Genomic DNA, 5,285 nt, shown 5'->3' on the forward strand with positions numbered 1-5,285 from the left:
CAGCCCACGAACTGATCTGAACCTCGTGGGCTGAAGCCCACTCCCACAATCCCGCCTACTCGGCGAACAACGCCTCGATGAACTTCTTCGCGTCGAAGTCCTGCAAGTCGTCGATGGTTTCGCCAATGCCGATGTAGCGGATGGGGATGCCGAACTGCTTCGCCAAGGCAAAGATCACCCCGCCCTTGGCCGTGCCATCCAGCTTAGTCAGCGCGATGCCCGTCAGCCCCACCGCCTCGTTGAACTGGCGGGCTTGATTGATGGCGTTCTGGCCGGTGCCCGAGTCCAGCACCAGCAACACTTCATGAGGCGCGGTCGGGTCCAGGCGGGCCATGATGCGCTTGACCTTGCTCAGTTCGTCCATCAGGTTCGACTTGGTGTGCAAGCGCCCGGCGGTGTCGGCGATCAACACGTCGATACCCCGCGCCTGCGCGGACTGCATGGCGTCGAAGATGACCGAGGCGGAATCAGCGCCTTGCTGCTGGGCAACGACCGGCACGTTGTTGCGCTCGCCCCAGGTCTGCAACTGCTCCACCGCCGCCGCCCGGAAAGTGTCGCCCGCCGCCAGCATCACGCTGTGGCCCTGGTTCTGCAAGCGCTTGGCGAGTTTGCCGATGGTCGTGGTCTTGCCCACGCCGTTGACCCCCACCACCAGGATGACGAAGGGCCGGGTTTCCTCTGGAATCACCAGCGGGAGGCTGACTGGCTCGATGATCTCGTAGAGATATTCCCGCAGCCGGGCGGTCAGGGCGTCCACATCGGCCAGTTGGTGGCGCTCCAAGCTTTCGGTGAGATGGCCGATGATATCGCGGGTGGCGGTGACGCCGATGTCGGCCATCAGCAATTGCGCTTCGATGTCGTCCAGCAACTCCTGGTCGATGGCCTTCTTCCCCAAGGCCAAATTGGCGAGGAAGCCGGTCAGGCCGCCCCGGGTTTTGCCAAGCTGACCCTTGAGCCGGGCGAACAGGTTGTCTGGCGCGGGGCGGGTTGGAACCTCGACGGGCGGCACAGGCCGCACCGCCACGGGCGGGATGACGACCGGCGGCAGCTCCTCCAGTCCGGGGACCTGCGTTTCCAGCGGCAGGGCCGGGCGGCGTTCCGGGATTTCAACCCGGCGCGGCAGGCGCAGGAAATAGTGGGCGTGGGCCACATTCAGCAGCAGCAACGCGCCGAAGGCATTGTGCGCAACCGCCAGGGCCACCGGCATACGCAATATCACCACGGCCACGCCCAGACCAATCTGCACCAGCAGGAGGAAGCTCAGCAGCAGACCGGCTTTGCTCAGGCGGGGCGCCTTGGGGTTGGAGGTGATGCCCATGGCCAGCAGGGTCAGCACCAGGAACACCGCCACAGCGCCCACGCGATGAACCATCTGGATGGCGACGCGGGCGGGTCCATCCAACAAGCCCCACTGCCCATCCGCCAAGCCACGCCAAAAGGCGAAGGCGTCGGCATAATCCGCGTCCGGCCACCAAGCGCCGAGGCAAGTGGGGAAATCCGGGCACGCCAGGGAAGCATAATTGGACGAGACCCAGCCACCGAGAGCGATTTGCAGGAACAGCAACAGCAGCGAGAACCGGCTCAGCCAAAGCAAGCCGCCCACCTCGCCCACGGGTTGGTGCTGCGGGCCGACGGTGAGCCACAGCCGGTAAAGCAGCAGCACCGTGAGATAACCCGCCAGCAAGTGGCCCGTCACCACGACCGGCATGAAATGGAGTTTGACGGTCCATACGCCGACCACGGCCTGCCCGGCCACCAGCAGCAGCGTGCCGTAGGTGAGGGCGATGGCCTTGCCCCGGTTCTCCCGCACCCCGAACACCAGCCCGGACAGCAGCAGCACGAACACGCCCAGCGTGCCGGACAAACCGGCGAGGGCCAGCACCAGCAGCTTCTTGATGGCGGCGGCGGAATGCTCGTTGATGGCGGCGAGGATTTCGGCGAGCGGTTGAGCGTAGCAGCCGGGCCAGTCGGCGCAGACCAGGCTGGCTTCGGAAATGCGGACGTAAGCGCCCATCACCGTGACGCCCAGCGCCAGGATCAGGGTAAAGAGGGTCAGGTGTCTGAACATGGTCCTGCCTTGTTATTGTCGTTGCGTTGAGTGGTCGGGCCTGGGTCAAGGCGACCGGATTTTTTTGTCGCGACCTGTGTACGGTGGGCATGTACCCATGCCCACCGATTCATGGAGCGGCGAGCCTGTTGGTGGGCATGGATACATGCCCACCCTACGGAGGAGGTTAAGCTTTCTTCACAAACTCCGATTTCAGCTTCATCGCGCCGAAGCCGTCGATCTTGCAGTCGATGTCATGATCGCCATCCACGAGGCGGATGTTCTTGACCTTGGTCCCGACTTTCACCACCGACGACGAGCCTTTGACCTTCAAGTCCTTGATGACCGTGACGGAATCGCCATCCTTGAGTGGCGTGCCGTGGGCGTCGGTCACGAGCCTTTCGGTCCCGGCGCTTTCGGCGGCGGCGTCCTTGGCCCATTCATGCCCGCACTCTGGGCAGATGAACAGGCTTCCGTCCTCGTAGGTGAAGGCCGAGCCACACTCCGGGCACTTGGGTAAATCGCTCATTCTGGTTCCTAAATGGGGTTGGCTCGTAGGAAGCTACTCTGGAGTCCGAACTTTAGTTTGGACTTTATTTAATCGCTTACGCGGTGATCCAAACTGAAGTTCGGACTCCAGACGTTATAGCGTTTAATCGCCTTCCCTACAGGGTTTTATTTGCTTGATTGGTGTGGTCTGACAAGGGCATCAGCCGATTTGGGAAGCCTTCAGCAAATGCTTGATGTCTTTTACCAAGCGGTATGGGTCGAAGCCGCTGTCGTACCATAAGGCCGTGTTGCCCAGCGGATCGACGAGAATCACTATCCCGTCGGCGGGTGGCTTGCCCAGGGCGTCGGTGACGGTTTTCAGCATCGCCTCGGGGGCGGCGGTGATGACCAGGGAATCGTCCTTCAGCAGCAATCCGTCCACCTCCCCGGATGGCGTCCTGGTTGGCACTAGCAGCAATCGCCTGACCCGCAGCATTTCCTTGTTAAGCATCAGCACGGCTTGGTGGGTCTTGTGCAAGGCGTCGGCGCAAGCTTGGCCGCAAGCGCCTGGAGCCACATGCAACAACACCCAGCGACCCTTGATCTCGTTCAGGCTCTCCGCCGGAAACGCGGGCTGGGTGAATAACGGGGCAAAATCCAGCGTCCGGGGCGGCACGATCAAAGCGCCGTAATTGCTGGTTTTTTCGACAAGTTCTGGGTGCTGGGCGTAATACCAGGCCAGGATGAAGGGACCGAAGGCGGTGAACGCGACGGCGAAGATCATGGCGCGGGCGCGCCATGTCGGTTTCCTTGGGTTGGTCATGATGCGGAAGACAAAGTGGATGAAATCAGGGCGTCGGGGCTTTTGAACCGGCTTTCAGGCCGTGGCGCAGATAAATGATCGTGGCGACCAGCGCGAACAAAAACCATTGCAAGGCATAGCCCCGGTTCTTCTCGGGGGTAAGCCGCACCTCCCGCCAAGCCCGGACATAGCCCTCGTCAGCCGAAGGGTCCAATAATACCTGATACGGCAGGACCGGATAACCGAGCCGTTCAGCGAGGGGCGCGGGTTCCGGCAGTTGGACGACCGCCGGCCAGCCGGGCGCGGGGATTTCGGCACCTTTAAGCTTGAGGCCGACGCCGGGAAAATGGTCGGCCACCCCGGAGATTTCCGCGTGAGTGGCTTGCAGGGCGACAGCGGGCAATCGGGTCCGATCCGCGCCCACGGGCACCCAGCCGCGATTGACCAGCACCGCCGCATTGCCGCCTTCGAGGCGAAGCGGGGTCAGCACATGGTAGCCGGGCCGTTGCTCATGGATTTGGTTGTCCACCAGGAATTGGTGAGCCGCGTCGTATTCGCCGCTCACCACGACGCGCCGATAGCGGAGATCATCCGGGCTGGCTTCCGCGCCGCTCAGCCGCACCGGCGCGTCCTGGCCACGCAATTCGCGGGCGTCCATCAGGGCGGTCTTCTCGTCCGCCCGGCGCAACTGCCACAGCCCCAAATTGACGAATACCGCGAGGACAGCCAAGAAGCCTAGCGAGGCTTTCCAATGGGGTTTGAAGCTATAATCCCGCACATTCACCTCGCGCCGGCAGCCCGTCGTGGTCCGCCGGATTCACTTCACGATTGGGCGGACTTCCCTTGAAAATCTTCATCTTGCTTGTACTCCTGGTCATCGTCGGAAATCTGGGTTCGGCGCTTTATTATCTCTTGAAAGACAAAAACCGCTCGCCGCGCACGGTTAGAGCTTTGACGTACCGTATCGGTTTGTCCATCGCGCTGTTTTTGTTGCTGATCGTGGCGTTCGGGTTGGGATGGATTCAGCCCCATGGGCTTCGGGGCGGGGCGGGGCCAAAAAATCCAGCGGCAAATGCGCCGATCACTCCCAATACTCCGGGCGATTTACGGTAGTTAGCAAATTGGAACCGAAGCACTGAAACTCGCCTTTCACACCTTCAAAACCGGGCATGGCAAATGAAAGCTTCTCTGGCGGATTTCGATAGGTACTTTAAGGATAAAGGGGCCAGCGAAAAGTGTCCTTTCTGTGGGTGCGAGAACTGGATACTGAAAACGGTCTCCGAGGAAAACGATTTTGTCGAGGTGGCCATTTCAAATCTCATCTTTCAGTCTGACGCCGTTTTAGGGGCGTATTACCCGGTTGTCGTGATGATTTGCTCTCAATGCGGATTTGCAAGGCAGCAAGATTTACAAATGCTCCAAGATTGGCAAGAGAAGAATAATCATGAACGTGAGCAGCAATAGCGGGGTTATCCCGTTCAAAAAATCCGGCTCGGGCGGGGGCGGTGGCGACCTTGAACGGCGAGTCGGCAAGTTGGAGGCGGATGTAGCGAGTCTGCGGGAAGATGTGGCGGTGATCCGGTCCAACTATGCCACCAAGGCCGATATTGCCGAGATGAAATCAGAGATGCACAAGGAATTTGCCTCGCAAACCCGTTGGATGATTGCGACGCTCATCGCAGCTCATCGCAATTGTGGGGCTGGTTTTAGCGATACAAAAAATTTTCCCATCCAAGGCTGATCCTATTCAGACACCAACTATTCTGCCCTTGCAACAAGCGCCGCAAATGCTTATGCCTGCCCCTACGTCGCCATCAGCTAAGCCGTGATTTACTTCTTTCAGTAGGCAAAACGGCTTACCCACCATATAAAAAAGCCCGTCTCTTACGAAACCGGGCTTTTTGCTGGGTGTGGGTCGGGCTTAAGCCCGACCCACAACCGCGGTGT

General features: G+C 60.4%; 7 protein-coding genes. 3 read left to right on the forward strand and 4 right to left on the reverse strand.

Annotation, left to right across the window (positions count from 1 at the left end; all coding sequences use genetic code 11):
- Positions 1–55: 55 nt before the first annotated feature.
- From ftsY to ACXWUF_RS17955, 4 genes are all read right to left on the reverse strand, one after another.
- A complete protein-coding gene (gene ftsY / locus ACXWUF_RS17940) occupies positions 56–2,068 on the reverse strand; it encodes a signal recognition particle-docking protein FtsY (RefSeq protein WP_458495979.1) in 2,013 nt (670 codons plus the stop codon).
- 166 nt (positions 2,069–2,234) lie between these two features.
- Entirely contained in the window at positions 2,235–2,576 is a 342-nt protein-coding gene (locus ACXWUF_RS17945) for a zinc ribbon domain-containing protein YjdM (protein WP_458495980.1), read from the reverse strand.
- A 180-nt stretch (positions 2,577–2,756) separates the two neighbouring features.
- On the reverse strand, positions 2,757–3,320 hold the full coding sequence (locus tag ACXWUF_RS17950; RefSeq protein ID WP_458495981.1) for an SCO family protein: 564 nt from the start codon (positions 3,318–3,320) through the stop codon (positions 2,757–2,759).
- Positions 3,321–3,384: 64 nt separating this feature from the next.
- Positions 3,385–4,116 carry an SURF1 family protein gene (locus ACXWUF_RS17955; RefSeq protein ID WP_458495982.1) on the reverse strand — a complete coding sequence of 244 codons (732 nt, stop codon included), beginning with the start codon at positions 4,114–4,116 and terminating at the stop codon, positions 3,385–3,387.
- A gap of 65 nt (positions 4,117–4,181) precedes the next feature.
- On the opposite strand from ACXWUF_RS17955, the gene ACXWUF_RS17960 reads away from it, so the two are divergent.
- From ACXWUF_RS17960 to ACXWUF_RS17970, 3 genes are all read left to right on the forward strand, one after another.
- On the forward strand, positions 4,182–4,451 hold the full coding sequence (locus ACXWUF_RS17960) for a twin transmembrane helix small protein (RefSeq protein ID WP_458495983.1): 270 nt from the start codon (positions 4,182–4,184) through the stop codon (positions 4,449–4,451).
- 63 nt (positions 4,452–4,514) lie between these two features.
- Positions 4,515–4,802, forward strand: coding sequence for a hypothetical protein (locus tag ACXWUF_RS17965; RefSeq protein ID WP_458495984.1), 288 nt, complete (start codon positions 4,515–4,517; stop codon positions 4,800–4,802).
- Entirely contained in the window at positions 4,783–5,079 is a 297-nt protein-coding gene (locus ACXWUF_RS17970; RefSeq protein WP_458495985.1) for a hypothetical protein, read from the forward strand. The genes ACXWUF_RS17965 and ACXWUF_RS17970 overlap by 20 nt, the downstream gene beginning before the upstream one ends.
- Positions 5,080–5,285 lie beyond the last annotated feature (206 nt).

This window comes from Methylomagnum sp. (genome assembly GCF_054333355.1).

What these genes read in the sequence shown, in the direction of transcription:
- ftsY (WP_458495979.1), bottom strand. Translation starts at nt 2,068, where the DNA reads ATGTTCAGACACCTGACCCTCTTTACCCTGATCCTGGCGCTGGGCGTC.
- ACXWUF_RS17945 (WP_458495980.1), bottom strand. Translation starts at nt 2,576, where the DNA reads ATGAGCGATTTACCCAAGTGCCCGGAGTGTGGCTCGGCCTTCACCTAC.
- ACXWUF_RS17950 (WP_458495981.1), bottom strand. Translation starts at nt 3,320, where the DNA reads ATGATCTTCGCCGTCGCGTTCACCGCCTTCGGTCCCTTCATCCTGGCC.
- ACXWUF_RS17965 (WP_458495984.1), top strand. Translation starts at nt 4,515, where the DNA reads ATGAAAGCTTCTCTGGCGGATTTCGATAGGTACTTTAAGGATAAAGGG.
- ACXWUF_RS17970 (WP_458495985.1), top strand. Translation starts at nt 4,783, where the DNA reads ATGAACGTGAGCAGCAATAGCGGGGTTATCCCGTTCAAAAAATCCGGC.